At 35.6% G+C, this 16083-nt stretch carries 12 protein-coding genes; 1 reads left to right on the top strand and 11 read right to left on the bottom strand.

Annotated elements, in window-relative coordinates:
- Positions 1 to 16 precede the first annotated feature (16 nt).
- Complete coding sequence (locus MP478_RS00060; RefSeq protein WP_257199210.1) at positions 17 to 1546, bottom strand: aldehyde dehydrogenase family protein; 1530 nt, start codon at positions 1544 to 1546, stop codon at positions 17 to 19.
- A gap of 181 nt (positions 1547 to 1727) precedes the next feature.
- Here MP478_RS00060 and MP478_RS00055 point away from each other — a divergent pair, with 181 nt between their 5' ends.
- Positions 1728 to 2654 carry an AraC family transcriptional regulator gene (locus tag MP478_RS00055; protein WP_257190755.1) on the top strand — a complete coding sequence of 309 codons (927 nt, stop codon included), beginning with the start codon at positions 1728 to 1730 and terminating at the stop codon, positions 2652 to 2654.
- 95 nt (positions 2655 to 2749) lie between these two features.
- On the opposite strand, the gene MP478_RS00050 is transcribed toward MP478_RS00055, so the two are convergent.
- From MP478_RS00050 to MP478_RS00005, 10 genes are all read right to left on the bottom strand, one after another.
- Complete coding sequence (locus MP478_RS00050; protein WP_257190756.1) at positions 2750 to 4213, bottom strand: RagB/SusD family nutrient uptake outer membrane protein; 1464 nt, start codon at positions 4211 to 4213, stop codon at positions 2750 to 2752.
- A gap of 10 nt (positions 4214 to 4223) precedes the next feature.
- Positions 4224 to 7076, bottom strand: a complete 2853-nt coding sequence (locus MP478_RS00045) for a SusC/RagA family TonB-linked outer membrane protein (RefSeq protein ID WP_257190757.1) — start codon at positions 7074 to 7076, stop codon at positions 4224 to 4226.
- 421 nt (positions 7077 to 7497) lie between these two features.
- A complete protein-coding gene (locus tag MP478_RS00040; RefSeq protein WP_257199209.1) occupies positions 7498 to 8826 on the bottom strand; it encodes a hydroxymethylglutaryl-CoA synthase family protein in 1329 nt (442 codons plus the stop codon).
- Positions 8827 to 8994: 168 nt separating this feature from the next.
- Positions 8995 to 11505, bottom strand: a complete 2511-nt coding sequence (locus tag MP478_RS00035) for a M1 family metallopeptidase (protein WP_257199208.1) — start codon at positions 11503 to 11505, stop codon at positions 8995 to 8997.
- Between the two features lie 27 nt (positions 11506 to 11532).
- The gene (locus MP478_RS00030; RefSeq protein ID WP_257190760.1) at positions 11533 to 11751 is read right to left on the bottom strand and encodes a hypothetical protein; all 219 of its coding nucleotides are present in this window, start codon (positions 11749 to 11751) and stop codon (positions 11533 to 11535) included.
- A gap of 194 nt (positions 11752 to 11945) precedes the next feature.
- Positions 11946 to 12140 (bottom strand): hypothetical protein, encoded by a 195-nt coding sequence (locus MP478_RS00025; RefSeq protein ID WP_257199207.1) that lies wholly within the window; start codon positions 12138 to 12140, stop codon positions 11946 to 11948.
- Between the two features lie 68 nt (positions 12141 to 12208).
- Positions 12209 to 13003 carry a thymidylate synthase gene (locus MP478_RS00020; RefSeq protein WP_230037074.1) on the bottom strand — a complete coding sequence of 265 codons (795 nt, stop codon included), beginning with the start codon at positions 13001 to 13003 and terminating at the stop codon, positions 12209 to 12211.
- A 143-nt stretch (positions 13004 to 13146) separates the two neighbouring features.
- Positions 13147 to 13797 carry a hypothetical protein gene (locus MP478_RS00015; protein ID WP_257199206.1) on the bottom strand — a complete coding sequence of 217 codons (651 nt, stop codon included), beginning with the start codon at positions 13795 to 13797 and terminating at the stop codon, positions 13147 to 13149.
- A 7-nt stretch (positions 13798 to 13804) separates the two neighbouring features.
- Complete coding sequence (locus tag MP478_RS00010; RefSeq protein ID WP_230037078.1) at positions 13805 to 14245, bottom strand: GreA/GreB family elongation factor; 441 nt, start codon at positions 14243 to 14245, stop codon at positions 13805 to 13807.
- Between the two features lie 153 nt (positions 14246 to 14398).
- Entirely contained in the window at positions 14399 to 15748 is a 1350-nt protein-coding gene (locus tag MP478_RS00005) for an alpha-amylase family glycosyl hydrolase (protein ID WP_257190763.1), read from the bottom strand.
- Positions 15749 to 16083: the final 335 nt, after the last annotated feature.

Genomic DNA, 16083 nt, shown 5'->3' with positions numbered 1-16083 from the left:
GTCCTAAATTTAAATATTAAAAGAAGCCTAACTTATTTTTGTTATAAGAAATAAGCATGTTTTTAGTCTGACGATAATGATCAAGCATCATTTTATGGTTCTCCCTTCCGATTCCCGACTGCTTATATCCCCCAAAAGGTGCTCCTGCCGGATAAGAGTGGTATTGGTTTACCCAAACTCTTCCTGCTTCAATCTGACGTGGAATATTGTACAGCTGGTGTGCATCCCTGGTCCAAACTCCGGCTCCAAGGCCGTAAATAGTATCATTAGCAATTTTTACCGCTTCTTCTTCATCTTTAAAAGTTGTAAACGCCAGAACAGGACCAAAAATCTCTTCCTGGAATATTCTCATCCTGTTGTTTCCTTTGAAAATGGTTGGCTGAATATAAAATCCGTTTTCAAGATCTTCTCCCAAATCATTAACATGACCTCCTACCAGTACTTCTGCTCCCTCCTCTTTTCCTAACTGGATATAGGAAAGTATTTTATCTTTTTGAATCTGCGAAGCCTGAGCTCCCATCATCACGGTTTTATCCAATGGATTGCCCACTTTGATTGCTTTTACCCTCTCGATCACCTTTTCGATGAAAGCATCTGCAATATCTTCCTGAACCAGCAGCCTTGAAGGGCATGTACAGATTTCTCCCTGATTAAGGGCAAAAAGAACAGCTCCCTCAATAGCTTTATCCAAAAATGCATCATCTGCATCCATTACTGAACTGAAGAAAACGTTGGGTGATTTTCCTCCCAACTCCAACGTGACAGGAATAATGTTCTCTGTAGCGTACTGCATCACCAGACGTCCTGTAGCCGTAGAACCTGTAAAAGCTGCCTTAGAAACCTTAGGATTGGTTACTAAAGCTCTTCCCAATTCTGCTCCGAATCCATTCACAATATTAATTACTCCTGCAGGCAGAAGGTCACCGATAAGCTCCATCATGACCATAATAGAAACCGGGGTGCTTTCTGCAGGTTTTAAAACCACGCAGTTTCCGGCGGCCAATGCCGGAGCCAGCTTCCATACCGCCATCAGTATAGGAAAGTTCCATGGGATAATCTGGGCAATAACACCAAGAGGTTCGTGTACGATAAGGGATACGGTATCTTTATCCAATTCGTTATGGGATCCTTCTTCTGCACGGATCACAGAAGCAAAATATCTGAAGTGATCTATTGCCAGCGGTAAATCTGCTGCCAACGTTTCCCTTACTGCTTTTCCATTATCAATGGTCTCTACAATAGCAAGATATTCAAGGTTTTGTTCTATTCTGTCTGCAATTTTATTCAGGATGATACTTCTCTCTGTAGATGAGGTGTTTTTCCAGGACTGAAAAGCCTTGTCTGCAGCATTTACTGCCAGTTCCAGATCTTCTTTAGAGGAATGGGCCACCTGAGTAAAATTTTTACCGTCTACAGGAGAAACTACATCAAAATACTGCCCGTTAACAGGGGGTGTAAATTTTCCATCAATATAATTATCATATCTGTTTTTAAATTCAGGACGCTGTAAAAGAGTCGCTGATCTTGGTTCTGTAATAGTGCTCATATTAGTATGTTTTACTTTTTTCTGTAATGCCAAATTACATGTACAACCATAAAAACATATAGCACAATCGTATAAAAAAAGTGCAGAATAGTGCAGATGTTCAATTTTATCATTTTATTAACAGCAACGTACAGGCAAATTCTCTATATTTGAGTTACCTGCGCCTTTAAAATGTTTAGAAATGAATAACAATAATAAATATTTATTAGACACTCCCGAATTAATCAAGGAAAATAAGCTATTGAACATTGTTGAAAACCAGACAAAATTCAATCTAAACAATTGTGAATTCAGTATCTATGAAACGCATAAAGCGGCTTTTGATGTAAAACTTCACTTCGATAATATAGCATTTACAGCAATGCTGAGAGGCAAAAAACATATGAAACTGGATAATAAGACCAACTATTTTGATTATTTCCCCGGTGAAAGCATCCTGGTTGCTCCGGGAGAAACTATGGTCATTGATTTTCCTGAAGCTGATGAAACGCCTACCCAATGTATTTCTTTAAGCTTAAATCCCGAGTTTATAGAGGACTCGCTGAATTACCTGAACTATAGTCTCCCAAAAGTGGATGAAACCTCACAGTGGAACATTCAGCTGGATGAGTATTTCCTTTTTAATAATCAGGCCCTGGCCTCAGCAACCAATAATATTATGAGAATTGCTATGGATAATAATTCTCAAAAAGACATCATGGCTGATTTTGCCCTGAAAGAACTGCTGATCAGGCTTATGCAAACCCAGGCAAGAAGCATGGTGGTAAAAAATATGGTAAAAAATAAATCAAGGATAGGCTTCGTGGTAGATTATATTAAGAAAAACCTCCATCAGAAACTTTCTATTGACAGTATTGCAAGATTGGCTTATGTAAGCAAATCCAATTTCTTTAGAATGTTCAAAGATGAGCTGGGGACTTCTCCCAATGAATTTATTTTGCAAGAGAGAATCAACAGGGCTAAAGAATTACTGGCAGATCAGAACAGCATTAAAGAAACCGCCTATCAGACAGGATTCTCAGACACCAATTACTTTACAAGAGTGTTTAAACAGCTTGAAGGCACTACTCCCAAGAATTATCAGAATAAGATTACATTTTCGAGATAGGATTTGGTATTTTCTTGATTAAAACTAGCTATCTGAAAAAATAAAAGAGGCTACTTTAAAAAGCAACCTCTTCGGATTAAATTAAAATTTATGGATTAATATCCAGTATTTTGGACTATATTAGGATTATTATTCAACTCTCCTTGAGGAATTGGTAAAAATCTAAATTCTCTTTTATCTGGAGTTAAAACAACTTGTGTTTGTGAATTTGTAAATCCAATATTATTTCTTTTCAGATCACTTCTTCTTGTTCCTTCTAAAAATAATTCAGCATTTTTCTGGAAAAGGATTTCATTTAACAAATCTGCACCAGAGCCGGCAAAATTATAAGCAGTATCTCTGTTTGTGCTAACCCAAGTATTAAGTTCACTAAGAGCAAGAGCAGGATTAGTATGATAAAGAGACTCTAATCTGATAAATACAGCTTCACTTCTTCTAAATACAACAATATCTCTTTCAAAAGATTTATATTTTAAAACATCTATAGGCTTGGGATTATCTCCTAATGCAAGTACAAATGCATTACTTTGATACCATGTATTTTTTCTGACATCAGTATTAGATAGCTTATTATAAAAAGCTCTTGTTGCAAAATTATGTTTGTATGTTCCTTGTGATGACCAAGTAGCTAATAAACCATCATTAGAACTTGGCAAATCTTTGGAATTATTATCAAGCTGAAATATTGTTTCTGCTGTTTCTCCTTCAGAGCTTACTTCAAAATAATTTGCTGCATCGTTTTTAGATAAACCAGTAAATACATTTAACACCTTATCTGCATATTGCTGAGCTTGTGCATAATCTTTAATAGCCAAATAATATCTGGCAAAAATCATATTTACAGCGTGCAGTGTCATGTTTTTTGTTCTTTCATCCCCAGAATATGTAGATAAAATATTTTGTTCTGCTTTTGTTAAGTCAGCCAAGATAAAATCATATGTTTGTGGTACTGTAGATCTATTTTTTTTCACCTGAATATCAAATTGATCTGTCAATGGCAAACCTAGCTGTTGATTTGTTTCCCCATAATTATCACAAAAAAACGAAGCTAATTGAAGATATGCTAAGGCTCTAATAGCATGAGCTTGTGCAAAGTAATTTTCTGGCTTTATTGAAGTGTTCAAATCATCTGCAATCTTTCCTTCATTTGCAATAACTAAATTTGCATTAGCAATAATTCTATATAATGAATTCCATAAACTCCCAATGTCTGTATTTGTTGCTACATAAAAAGAAAGATCTTTATTTCTTGTTGTTGCAAATCTGTTTGAGTTTTTCAATCCTACAAATGCATTATCAGCTAATAATTCATTAAAAGTTAAGATAACACCCCCATAAGATGTCTGTATAGGATCAGCTGGAACATTTAGATCCAAAGCTCCTGTAGTCTGCATCATATTATATAATCCATTAATAGCAGTCTTAAGTGTAAGCTCATTAGTAATAGCCACATCTAAAGGAAGAGTTGTTGTAGGCTTTTCATCTAAGAATTCATTGCTACACGAGGTGAAAAAGAGAACACATCCCACTAAAGCTATTTTTATTTTAAAGTTTTTCATTTTTTATTTTTTAAAAGTCTACTGATATACCGAAAATATATTGTCTCAAGTTTGGCTGCGTCTGGTCATAAATACCCAAATTAGCAGCAACACTTGAATTCGCATTTGAGTTTGATTCAGGATCAAAATATAATTTCTTATCAAATGCATAAGTCCATAAATTCACTCCTCTGGCATATATATATATACCATTAAGTCCTTTTATATCTAAAAAGTCCCTGTCAAATCTATAACCAACTTCTACACTTTTAAGTCTAATATGATCTCCCTTAAATAAATCTCGGGTGGATGCAGCCGTTGAATTTTTATTTCCTCCATATATATATTTTGGTCTGGAAGCGTCTGTATTTTCAGGTGTCCAAGAATCGTACAATGCGCTGTTAAATTGATTCAAATAGGCATATGCCCCGTCACTGTTATATACAAAAGCCCAGTTATCATACACATAGTAATTCCCCTGATAAGTAAACATAAATGATAATTTAAAATTCTTATAACTGAAATCATTTATAAAACTTGCCATATGTTTCGGAAGAGCTCTTTTATCTGTAAAAACAAGTTTAGCAAGACCAGAATTATTTGTAGTTGCAGTCTTAGTCTCATCAGTATACCATAGTGGATCACCATTTGAAGGGTCAACTCCTGCCCACAATCTTGTATAGTACTCTGTAGCATTATGACCAACAGCCCATCCTTTTAGGCCACCTGGCTGAATAACAGAATTTGAGTTCAAATTCGAAATTTCCCCTTCATTATAGCTATAGTTACCAGTGACACTCCAGTTTAAGCTTTCATTATTCAAAATTCTTGCGGTTAATGATGCTTCAACTCCTTTTGAAACTAAACTTGCAATATTTGACACATAACTAGGTGTTCCATTACTCCCTGGAAGTGGGACACTATACACAAGATCTTTATTTTCATTTTTATAAATATCAAGAGTACCTCTTAAGAAACTTTTTTCACCTAATGTAAATTCTAATCCTATATCGCTCTTAACTGATTTTTCCCAATTTACACCTTCCTTTCCTACTGCATTGTATAAATAGCTGCCATTTGCAGATAAATATGCTCCACTTAGTGCTGCTTGGGGAAATTTGTCATAAGCTCCAGCTGCCGGATTTCCATTTTCTCCATAACTTCCTCTTATAGAAAGTTTTTTAACAATACTTTTACCTAAAAACTTAGATACATCTACACTTGCCCCCACACCATAAAATGTTCCCCATTCTTTTGTAAAACCAGAATAACCATCACGTCTAAGCGATCCAGATACTGTTACGAATTTATCATAAGTATAGCTCGCTCTTGCAATATATCCAGTTAATGCAGTATTTGTCGCACGAGAACTTGTTGATACTGGGTTTACACCAGAGTCAGCGTATGGTAGACGAACACCGCTGGCAAAACCTTGAGTCCCCATATCTATAAATTCATAATTTCTATGTGTACTTTCTGTCCCCACTGATAAGTTGATATCATGTTTCTCTGCAAAAACATTATTATAGTGTACAAAGTTATACCAGTTCCAAGTTAACCTATTTCGAACGGAATTATATAAATTCCCATTTCCATTTGGATCTCCCGTATTCAATCCATCTCCAAAGTCAGGATTCCAGAAAGTGACTTCTGAAGAAGTGGTATAGTCTATACCAATATTTGAATTAAATCTAAAGTTCGGTAAGAATTTATAATCCAGGTCAACACTAGATAATACCTTATTGAAGGTACCTTTATTCACATTTGCATCTTGAAGTGCAGCAGGGTTAAATGTAGGATTTGTAAAATACAAATCAGATACCTTATATGATCCATCTTCATTAAATGCATTTTGAGTTGGAGACATAATACGTCCTGCAAATACTGGATTTGAAAAAGATGACCCATCTGCTGGGCCTTTCTGTACTGTCCTACCAAAGGTCGAACTAAATTTAAGGTTTAATTTATCATTTGCCTTCCAATCTGCTCTTAAGCTTCCTGTATATCTATCAAATGATGCATCTCTGGCAACGCCTTGTTGTTTCAAATATCCTAATGATGCAAAAATATTGAAACTTTCAGAGCCACCAGTATAACTTAAATTGTGTCTGGTATAAAATGGATTTTTACGTCTTACTAAACTATTCCAGTCTGTATCTGATTTTCCATCCCATCCAAATTCTGATTTTGCTATATCATATCCTTCTGCAAGTGAGGAAGCATCTCCAGAATTATAGAGTGATAATCCGAACAATTTAGTACTTTCTTCTGCATTCAGCATCTTCATTTTTTCAAAAGCTACGTCAGATCCTCCTACCTCACTGGTATAGTTTATCTGAGATCTCCCTTTTTTTCCGGATTTAGTTGTAATTAGAATTACACCATTAGCCCCTCTTGATCCATATAATGCTGTTGCAACTGCATCTTTCAACACTTTAATGTCAGCAATATCACTTGGATTGATCATTGATAAAGCATTTTGAGAAGCTAGTAATCCGGAAATATCACCTGATGGAATTGGTACACCGTCAATAACATATAAAGGATTGTTATCTCCCGTAAGAGATGTGAGTCCTCTAATTAATGTAATAGCACTCGCACCAGGTTGCCCACTACTTGCTGTTGACATTAAGCCAGGCGACTGTCCTTGCAATAAATTATCTAATGAAACAGCAGTTGGCTTTTCTAAAATCTGTCCTTTGATAACCCCAACTGAACCAGTAATTTGTTCCGGCGTTTGCTTAATACCATAAGAACCAGTAACTACTACCTCTTCAATCTTATTTTCTTTTGGAACAGTATCATTCTTTGTTCTCTGTGCAAAAGCCGTTTGTCCCAAGAAGAACAAAACTCCTGCACTCAATACACTTAGTTTAACATTCATATTTAACACATTTTAATATTTTTCAGAAAACAAATATCCCAATAAACATTAATAGTATCAACTTATAAAACACTGAAAAACAATATGTTATTATATATTTATTTCACTATAAATAAATGATTGTATTAAAAAAAATAGTGAATTATAAAAAATGATAAAAAAATTTTAGCACAAGAGTACATTAACAGAATTTTAACAACCATTAAATATATTGCCAGCTTACACTTAATTATAAAAAACAGTAAAAAAAATTAATATAAATACAGGTTTCAACATAAAAAATCCAAAAAACAATTATTACATATTCTTATTAAAATCAACAAAACTGCACAAAATGAATAAAAAGAATTGCCAAAAACTTATAAAAAAGCAAAGCATTCCAAATAATTGAAATGCTTTATATAATTTTAAGTAAATACTTTTACTTCTGATAAGTATAATATCTTGCTCCCATAAGAACAGGATTCTCTGATTCGATTGAAGTAAGTCCAAATCCCTTATAATCAGAGCGTATAGATTGATGTAATTGTTTTCTATGCAGTTTCTCATAGGTTTCAAAATCAATAGGAGTTCTGGTGTTCAGGTTTTCAAATACGTTCCATTTTTCCACCACTTTTTTCCAGTTTTCAGAAACTTTACCTACAAAAACTTTTGATTTTGACCCGCTTCCATAGCCAAAGAAACCGATCTCTGTTCCTGACAATTCTTCATTTTCATCAAAGGAAGTCTGTAAAGCAGAAAGGAACGCCATGAAAACAGAAGCGGTATACATATTTCCGATTTCAGAAGAAGCCCGCTGTGTTTTCTCTATTTTATCACTGATTAAATTCAGATAATTTTCAGATTTCGCCACTGCTTTTTGCTCCTCAGGATTGGTATAAGGAAGTCCGTTTTCAAGACTATAGATTTCTGTAAATACCCTTTTACCATGAAAAGCATAAGGAAGATGAAAAATAATATATTTCCAGTTTTCATAAGGCTTTTCCTGTCCTGCAACTTCTTTATAATGCTGATAGGCTTCTCTTATTCTGTCCTGATAGCACTGATTAGAATACTGACCGTCAAAAACAGGTTCATCTGTGAATATTTCAATGGTATCCGGGAACATTTCAGGTGCATTATGTAAGTCTTCTTTTTTATACTGTCTTCTTGGTTTGAAAAAGTCAAAAACACTTTCTGATGCTACTCCCCAGTTATTTTCTATTTCAAGCAGATCTGGCTTAGAAGAAATCAGTAAAGCAACGGCTCCCCCTCCCTGGGTATATTCTCCTGAAGAAGCCAATTCATATTTTGCATAATCGCTGGCAATAACCACTGCTTTTTTATTGGGATTCACCCTTACAAAATCAAGGGCATTATGCAGGGCGTCTACCCCTCCCACACATGCAAAGGTCATGTCTACAATATCACAATTTTTGAAGGCTCTTGTTCCGTATTTCTCCTCCAGCACTTTTTCTACCATCTGTACTGCATATGACGCAGTAGGCTTTGCAGCATCCAGGGCGCTTTCCGTACCCAAGTAAACTCTTGAGATCTCTCTGGGATCAATGGTATAATCATTAATAAGTTTGAATAATGCTTCTGCCGCAAATGTTGCTGCATCTTCGTGAACATCGGGAAGCCCCATTTTATGAAGTCCCAATCCTTTTTCCAGCTTTGCAGGTTCAATCCCTCTTTTTTCAGCTAAATCCTTAATTTCCAAATATAAACCGGGTATATAGTAGCTCGCCGCTTCAATTCCAAAAGTCATTTTATTCTAATTTTTATACGAATTTAGAAAATGTAACCTGAATAACCTGTCAATATATCATGACTTTTTACTAATTATTTATAATTTAACTTTTTATTTCTGACTATCAATTACAAAAAGCAGCATCACAAAAATGTAATGCTGCTTTTTCAATCAGATCTGTTGAGTCTATCTAAAATTTTCAATAGCTTTATTCAGAGCGTCGATCTGTTTATTGATACTTGCGGATTTTTGCGGATTTTGTTTCAGCAATTCCATTTTTTTGCTTAGTCCGTCTTTCAGCATTTGAACAATCATCATCTTAGCCTGTGGGTTATTTCCCATATCGCTTTTTGCATAATCCAACATTTTTGTAATGTTTTCCACTGCTTTTAGGTTGTCAGAGTTCATGATCCAGTTATATCCTTCTTCTGCTGTTTTACCCAATTCCGGATTCTGGAATTTCACAAACGGATAAAATGCAGCAAGTGGAGCGATATGTTCCATTTGAGAACTTATCTTATTCTTCACAATAACCGGAAGCAAAAGGGCCAGCAACTCATCTGAAGCACCATCCAGCTCAATTTTATCAGCTAAAGCATTGGCCCGTGACGGATCAATGGTAAGAACAGCACTTAAAGAGTTTCCTTTAACTGCATTGGAAACTGCATTCACCCCTTTTTCAAATATCGGCAGGTATTTTTTATCTTTTGTTTTAGCCAACGCACCAATAGCCGCAGCCTGAGCCAATGTTTTAGGATCATTTGAAGCGATTTTTTCAACTTCTGCTCCCAGGGCTTTCATCTGATCGGAATTGGTAAGATCCATTAATTCCAACGCCTTAATTCTTATTCTAAAGAATGGATCTTTTAATGCGGCAGCCAATAATTTTATAGCCGCAGGACTTTTTCCTGTCTGATCTTTAATTCCGGCTAACGCTGTATATCTGCTTTTGAATTCTTTAGAATTGGTAAACTGCAGCAGGTTCTGCTCCGGTGTTTTGATATCCGTGATATCAGCTACCAGTATTCCGTCTGCATTGATATTGACAAGATCCGGTGTTTTGGATACATCGAAATTAAATGTATTCCTGTTTTCAGCATTAACCCAAACATTGTATCTTTTTGGTTTACCATTATCATACACATCAATAGCCAAAGGAAACTCGAATAATTGATCCTGAGTCTGATTAACTGTTACAGCAATCTGCTTTTTTACAGGTTCAAAAGTAAATGAATAATTCAATTTTGGGTTTCCGCTTCCAAAATACCATTGGTTAAAGAACCAGTTCAGATCTTTCCCTGAAACCTTTTCAAAAGAAAGCCTTAGCTGATGGGCTTCAGCATTCTGATATTCATTGGTTTTCAGGTAATCATTCATACCGGCAAAAAAAGCATCATCCCCAAGATAATTTCTTAGCATATGAAGGATTCCACCTCCTTTCTGGTAGGTTACCAGGTCAAAAACATCTTCACGGGATTCATAATTGAATCTTACCAGGTTTTTCTTAAAGTCTGCAGGGTTATGAATGTACATATTTACATCCTTCATCTGGTGATAATCTGCCTGATCTTTTCCATACTTGTATTCATTCCAGAGATATTCAGAATAATTGGCGAAGGATTCGTTCACGGTAAGGTTGCTCCAGCTTTCTGCGGTCACAAGATCTCCAAACCAATGATGGAATAATTCGTGGGCAATAGTATCTTCCCATTTATTTTCATCAATCAGCTGCCCCGGTTTTTGAAGGATATCACTTCCGTGAAGGGTTGCCGTAGTATTCTCCATAGCCCCACTTACATATTTTCTTCCGGAAATCTGTGCATATTTTGCCCATGGATAATCATAGTTCATCTTTTTGGAGAAAAACTCGATCATCTCCGGAGTATTTCCATAGATCTGTTTTACATAAGGTTCATATTCTTTCTCAATATAATAATCAACCGCAATATTTTTCCATTTGTCTTTAACTACAGCATATTCTCCTACTCCCATAAAGAAAAGGTAGGTAGAATGTCTTTTATCCATTACCCAGTGATCTGTTCTCAGGTTATTGGATTCTTTCTGAGAATCTTTTAAAATACCATTTGAAAGAGTTACATATTTATCCGGAACCGTCATATAGATTTCCTGGGTAGTTTTTTGATTCGGTTTATCAATTGTTGGGAACCATGCAGAAGATGATTCGGTTTCTCCCTGTGTCCAGATCTGTGTAGGCATATCAGGTTCTGTTCCCTGTGCATTAATAAAGTAAAGTCCCTTTGCATCATTAATAGCCATGCTTCCTTTTTGTTTTACTTCATTCGGACGGGCTGTATATTTGATATAAATGGTATAATCCTGGTTCTTCTGATACGTTTTATCCAGCGTAACCTTTAGTGTTTCGTCTTTGTATTCGTATTTCAAAGGAGATTTCTTGCCATTAGCCTCAAGGGCAACTTCATGAATCAACATTCCTTTAGCATCCAGAGACAATTCATTGGTAGGATAAAAATAGGGTGAAGCAGTAAGCCATTCTTCCCCGTTCATCTGTTCTTTCTGATAATCAAAGTTTACTTTCAGCTTAGTATGCTTAAGTTCTGTTACTTTTGTATGAGTGGCTCTGTACACCTTTTCTCTTCCCGAAGCCTCAGTTTGTGCCGATACATTAGCGGAAAATAAAATCCCAAGTATTGCAATGGATAAAATGGCCTTTTTCATTCTTCTATTTTATTATTATTTTTAGAATTATTTTTTTATTATTATATCAAAAATATCATTAACAAGTGTTTCGTAGTCACCTGTTTTCAACTGTTCTTTTGTTTTGGCAAAAGCTTTTTTCAGCTCACTTTCCGGATTTTCATCATCGATGATATCTACGGAAGCCACTCCTTTCAATTGAAGTAATGTATTTTTCAGTATTTCTATATCAGCAGTTTTTTCAAGATCTACTTTTAAATATTTCATGAGAGATAATTTCCTTTAAAATTACAAATTTCTTTTGGGGCAGCCTACGGACACTGCATGATAAGTTCATGGGAACAGGAGTTTGTTACAATGATACCTGGATTTATTATTACACTTGAAAAAAATCTAAGAATGAAATGAAGGATTCTGAAAAGATGAATTGGCATACCTTTCTGATGCAAGAGAGAAGATATTTAATACGCTGTGGGATAGATCCCGTTACTTTCCAGCTGAAATATGATTCTACTGTCGGCAAGGTATTCATAGTCAATGATACATCCGTTCTGGGTATGAACCTTCCTTTTCCTATTGAGGAATTTTTTGAAAACCGCTGTAATATATTGAGGGTTTATTTCTAAGAATCCTACGGCTGCATAGAGCAACTGCATTATTTCTATAGTACAGCTGAAGAGAATAACAAACGTAAAGGCAATGACAAAAATACGGGAGAATAGTATTATACCGCTACAGGAGCTTTGATTCCCGGATGCGGATCATAATTTTCAAGCGTAAAATCTTCAAAATTAAAATCGAAAATATCTTTGATTTCCGGGTTTAGCCTCATGGTAGGAAGAGATCTTGTTTCTCTTGATAGCTGTCTGTTTACCTGTTCGAAATGATTGTTATAAATGTGAACATCACCGAAACTGTGCACATAATCTCCTACTTCCAGATCACAAACCTGCGCTACCATCATTAATAAAAGAGCATAGCTGGCAATATTGAACGGCACTCCAAGAAATACATCAGCACTTCTCTGGTAAAGTTGCAGGGATAATTTTCCATCCGCTACATAAAACTGGAATAAAGCATGGCAAGGCGCCAATGCCATATTAGGGATTTCCGCAACATTCCATGCGGAGACAATCAGTCTTCTGGAATCCGGATTTTTTTTAATCTGATCAATTACTTCTGTGATCTGGTCTACAATTTTTCCGTCGGCACCATTCCAGCTTCTCCATTGTGCACCATACACCGGCCCAAGGTCACCATTTTCATCGGCCCACTCGTCCCAGATGCTCACTCCGTTATCATTAAGGTACTTCACATTTGTATCTCCTTTCAAAAACCAGAGTAATTCGTAAATTATTGATTTCAAATGCACCTTTTTAGTGGTTACCAAAGGAAAACCTTTCGACAGGTCATATCTTAGCTGATACCCGAATACACTTCTTGTTCCGGTACCTGTTCTATCGGTTTTATCTGTTCCGTTATCTAAAATATGTTGTAAAAGATCTAGGTAGTTTTGCATTTTGAAAGGAATTTTATGGTTCAAATTTACTAAAAATGATCAAAAAAAACATCCCTTTTTATGAATGCTTTTTATAAGACAGATACTCGTTTTCTATTAAAGAACTGTATATCTGATCTCTGTAAATTAATTATTTTAATTAACTACAGAATAAAAACACTTATATCATCGCTGTTTCCTTTCATTGATTTCAGCTGACCGTATTTATTTTTTTCAATGAATTTGTCATTCCAGTATTCCAGGCTTACCGGCCCAAATTTTATAAGTTTCCGGTATTTACTTTCGTCAATAATATCTTTTATTCCATAATCAACAGAGATATCTCCTACCGATTTCAATTTTCCCATTCTGCTGTTATCAATGACATCATTGGGCCAGTAGTCGATGGTAAAGTTTCCTATTTTCTTTATTTTGCCCCATTTTTCTTTATTAAAAATGGAGTCGTCCCAGTAGTCTACATCAATATTTCCAATGTTTTTCAGTTTACCATACCGGGCACTGTCTTTATTTAAATCATCCCAGTAATCTATTTTGACATCACCCATGCTTTTAAGCTTGCCATATTTGTACTGGTCAAAATATTGATCATCATAATAGGTAAGTTCTCCATTCAAATCAGAATTATGAAAATCAGTAATCTCTCCCTGAGCATCGACTGTAATAATAAAACCGTCCACTTTAAGGTTTACAGATTCCAGATCATAGGTTTTTCCTGAGATGTTAGCACGGATTTGGGCTTCCAGAGCCATACTGCTCCATAAAAAAGTAAAGAAAAATAAATATTTTAATTTCATAAGTTGTTTACCAGATATTTTCAATGACCTGATTCATTGTATTGATTGCAAATACATCACCCATTTTCTTGCCAAACATGGCTTTTACCAATGGTGATTCTGCTGAAACCGTCATTACTTTCTGATTTTCAACGGTAATTTCCCCTATCGAAGCTGCAATATAAAAAAGCCCTTTATCGGTTTTTACCAAAGCTCCGTTCTGAACTTTTTCAGAGGGATCGGAAGTTATTTTCTGCAGAACAGCCTGTTGATTTAAGGTTTCGTTAAGCTGTCTCTGAAGGTTATTGATTTCCTGCTGAAGCATTTCACGTCCGGTTTCATATTTATCACCCATTGAGCTTTTTGTATCATTATTGGAAGCCCGGGTTTCAGCAATCAAGGTTTCAAAATTCCGGATTTTTCCTGCAATTTTTGTATTGATTGTATTTATTATTTCCTGTTTGTTCATTATTGTAATTCAGGTTATTTTTATGATGGATGAGTAAGACTATCCCGTCAAAATCTTTGATTTTGATACCTCCAACGGAAGGGGACTCGGTATCTTTGAAAACTAATGTTCAAGGTTTAACAATCTCAGCCAGAATTGTAATGGCTTCAGTATTTATTTTTCAAAAACAGCATAATCTGAAACTTTGAAAATGAAATCTTTGCCGTTACTGAAATCTCTTTTTGTCTTATCAAAAACGTTTTTGAAGATTCCCGATAAATGATCGTCTTCAACGGTAAAATCTACAGGTTCTTTTGACATATTCAGTACTACCAGCACCTCATCTTTTCCATTTTTTCTTATATACGCAAGAATCTTATCATTTGCTGTTGTATTCAGAAAATAAGTGGTCACATTCGCATCTCCTCCTCTTAAAGCAGGATTGGAAGATTTTAAATCCAATAATGTTTTATAAAAATCTGCAGCCTGGTAAGTATTGGTCCATTTGATAGCATCTTTTTCAAAAAACTCAAGCCTTTTCATATTGGGAAGTTCCTGACCTGAGTATAATAAGGGTATACCATTCCATGTGGCTGAAAATACAGCCATAGGTTTTGTAATGACACCATATTTTTCATACTCCGTTCCATTCCATGAATTTTCATCATGATTGGTCGTAAACCAGGCCCTCATAGACTGGTCTCCTATATTGGAATATTGAATCAATAAATCTTTCAGTTCCTGAAGTGGTTCATTTTTCTTATAATAATCGGCTGACTTATGCATCCATTTCCATGAATAGCTGGCATCAAAAACTTTCCCATATTCGGGGCTTTCCAGTTCATCAAATTCTCCCAGCCAAAAAAGAGGCTTTAGTTTTTCAACTTCCGGGCGGGCCTGTTCCCAAAAATCTACTTCTACCCACGAAGCAAGATCACATCTGAACCCGTCAATATTTGTTTCTCTTACCCAAAATTTCATGGCTTCAATCATCTCCTGGCGCATTTCCTGATTTTTGTAATCCAGTTCGATAATATCATCCATTCCGGAGGCCCTATGAAATTCTCCGTCAGGATCTTTTAAATAGAATTCAGGGTGCGTTTTGGTCCATACATGGTCCCAGCCCGTATGGTTAGCCACCCAGTCTATGATTACCTTGAACCCTAATCTATGGGCTTCATTTACCATATCTTTAAAATCCTCAAGTGTTCCGAATTCCGGATTCACTGAAGTATAGTCGGCGGCGGCATAAGGGCTTCCCAAACTTCCTTTCTTATTCTGCTGGGCAATTGGGGTAACAGGCATCATCCAAAGTGTTTTTATACCCATTGCTTTCAGGCGGGGCATCTCTTTGGCAAACGCTTTGAAAGTTCCCTCTTTAGTATATTGTCTTACGTTTACTTCGTAGATATTGGTGTTATATTTCCAATTTTTTGGCAGCTCTGTCATTTTCCGGGTATTTTTCTGAGAGGTACAGGAAACAATTCCCAGACCAATTAAGGTTAAGAAAATTAATTTTTTCATTAATCTATTTTTAACAAAAGTAATGATTTTGGAAAGTAAAAGGAACAGGAGGCAAAACCGTGGAAAAGTTATTGGAAATATTGACAATTGAACTCATGGGTCAGTTTTGCGCCAAATGAATGTGAATAAGTCTTAACATTTCAAACGTGGCATATTACGTATTTTTTCCACTTCTCTTCCATCAAAAAGCCCCGGATCAAATCCAGGGCCTATATTGTATTGTTTGTCCCGTCCTAAAATAAGTTGACAGAAAACCGACTTATTTATGAAAAAAGAAGAATCAAAGAGAGAAAAGCGAACGCAAAGAGATTACACAATGGCTTTTAAATTAAGTG

It is taken from the genome of Chryseobacterium sp. WG14 (genome assembly GCF_024586945.1).
GTDB lineage: Bacteria > Bacteroidota > Bacteroidia > Flavobacteriales > Weeksellaceae > Chryseobacterium.
Note: the sequence above shows the minus strand (reverse complement) of the source record. Positions and strands in the feature narration are given on the sequence as shown.